This window comes from Vibrio sp. D404a, assembly GCF_030248535.1.
Classification (GTDB): Bacteria; Pseudomonadota; Gammaproteobacteria; order Enterobacterales; family Vibrionaceae; genus Vibrio.
The window spans coordinates 1-1,703 of sequence record NZ_JAHGAJ010000063.1 but is presented as its reverse complement, the minus strand read 5'-3'; the positions used below and the strand labels follow the sequence as shown (position 1 = coordinate 1,703).

Sequence of the window (1,703 nt, the reverse complement as noted above, 5' to 3'; positions counted from 1 at the left end):
GTTTTACCCTCAAGCAACAGATAAGCCGCAGTTTTTAGGGGAAAGCCAACTGGCTAAGCGCTCACCGCTTAAGTGCTTTGCTTACTTATACAAGAGTCACCCTAAAGGCAGAAAAGCCCATCTGCACAGTCGAACGTGCCAGAAACACTCGGCAGGACAAGTGTTCCATAAAGGAGCAAAAGAGCCTTGGCTTCTGGTCACTAATATCCCCAACCATGTACTTAACGGCATTAAAGTAACCCGTTTGTACGCCAAAAGAATGCAAATTGAAGAGTCATTCCGAGATCTAAAAAGCCCAGCCTACGGGTTGGCACTTAGCCATAACCGAACTCGTTGCACCAAACGTATCGATATCTTGTTACTTATGGCATTGATGGCCGAAATCATCATGTGGTGGAATGGCTTAATCGCCATGCAAGCCAAATGGCATTATGACTTTCAAGCCAACACCATCAAGCATCGTCGGGTGCTCTCCATTCCTAGGCTTGGTAAGGAAGTACGGTGTCATCGGAGATATCGAATACAAGAGTCCCAATATTACTGGGCAATGCTGGAATATCAACGCCTAACGCATACTTGTGGGTTGGGAGAATTATGAGGGGATCCGCCAGCGCCGCATTAAGTGGTGAGCAACGCAGACCACTGCACTTAAAGCATTGTACCGTAAACACTATATTCAAAGTAAACCCAAAATGTCGAGCGTTGGGAATCCGTCTTAAATGCTTTGTTTATGTATTATCCTTCGACAGCATTCAAACCGTGTTTTTGCGCAATAGCCCCTAATTGAGGCACAAGAGTAAACCTTACATCTGAGCTATAATTAAACACGATGTAGTCTCTATAATGTTCAAGAACAAATGGACGCTCCAACTCACCTAGCCCGAAAAGGTCATGTATTTCTTCTAGAAACTCACTAAAGTCACATTTACCTACAGCATTGTGACAGCCAGTATTTAGCAACTCCGCTGCGATTGTTCCCATTTTGAACTTCCGCCGCTTAGCCATCGTGTCTAGATCTGACCTCCACCGCCAGATAGTAAGATTCCAACTCAAATTAATTACTCCATGTAATAGAGATACATAACGCCTCGTTAAAAGGCAAATAATTGTTGGCTAAAATAAGCGACGAAGGAGCAAACAGCCAACTGTTATTTGTCCTACTTTAACGACTTGTTAGAAGACGCTAGCTCAGTAATTACAGGAGGTTCATGGGCTAGAACTGACACACACTCATTTAAGCCGATAATGAGGTATTCGTGTGGTTCATTGAGTTTACCTGTTACGTAGTGATCTCGTGTTTTCTCTAGAGAGTTCCAGCCGCCTTCTAATACTTCGAAACACCAACCTTGGGTTAAATTGCACTTAGACCAAAACTCACCTAGGTCACCTTCATCAAGAACTCGAAAGCCCCATGTAGCATCAAAGTTAACTTTGACTCTCCAATCCTTTGACTCAACAATAATGTCTAAGCCGTTATCTGACAGCTTGACTTCATCAACTATTGTACTGCGATCAGATTTATATGGTGACTTAATTATTACCACCTTGGGTTCGTATATCATCGTAGTCTTCTAACGCCCTGTTAAGGGGTGAGCAACGCAATTCCGATGCATCTGCAAACCACCTTAATCACTAAAACCAACGCATAGTAAAAATGCCACGCGTTGCGAATCCCTCTTGAACAGTTTGTATGGATAATAAGC

At 43.3% G+C, this 1,703-nt stretch carries 3 protein-coding genes; 1 reads left to right on the top strand and 2 read right to left on the bottom strand.

All coding sequences use genetic code 11. The annotated features are described in order from the left end of the window. Positions 1 to 598 (top strand): IS4 family transposase (locus KI655_RS24075; protein WP_285409218.1); only part of this gene is annotated, 598 nt, incomplete at its 5' end. A gap of 137 nt (positions 599 to 735) precedes the next feature. On the opposite strand, the gene KI655_RS24070 is transcribed toward KI655_RS24075, so the two are convergent. Together KI655_RS24070 and KI655_RS24065 are read right to left on the bottom strand one after the other, a co-directional pair. Beyond that, the gene (locus KI655_RS24070; protein ID WP_285409216.1) at positions 736 to 981 is read right to left on the bottom strand and encodes a hypothetical protein; all 246 of its coding nucleotides are present in this window, start codon (positions 979 to 981) and stop codon (positions 736 to 738) included. Between the two features lie 176 nt (positions 982 to 1,157). After that, positions 1,158 to 1,562 carry a hypothetical protein gene (locus KI655_RS24065; protein ID WP_285409215.1) on the bottom strand — a complete coding sequence of 135 codons (405 nt, stop codon included), beginning with the start codon at positions 1,560 to 1,562 and terminating at the stop codon, positions 1,158 to 1,160. Positions 1,563 to 1,703 lie beyond the last annotated feature (141 nt).

What these genes read in the sequence shown, in the direction of transcription:
- KI655_RS24070 (WP_285409216.1), bottom strand. Translation starts at nt 981, where the DNA reads ATGGGAACAATCGCAGCGGAGTTGCTAAATACTGGCTGTCACAATGCT.
- KI655_RS24065 (WP_285409215.1), bottom strand. Translation starts at nt 1,562, where the DNA reads ATGATATACGAACCCAAGGTGGTAATAATTAAGTCACCATATAAATCT.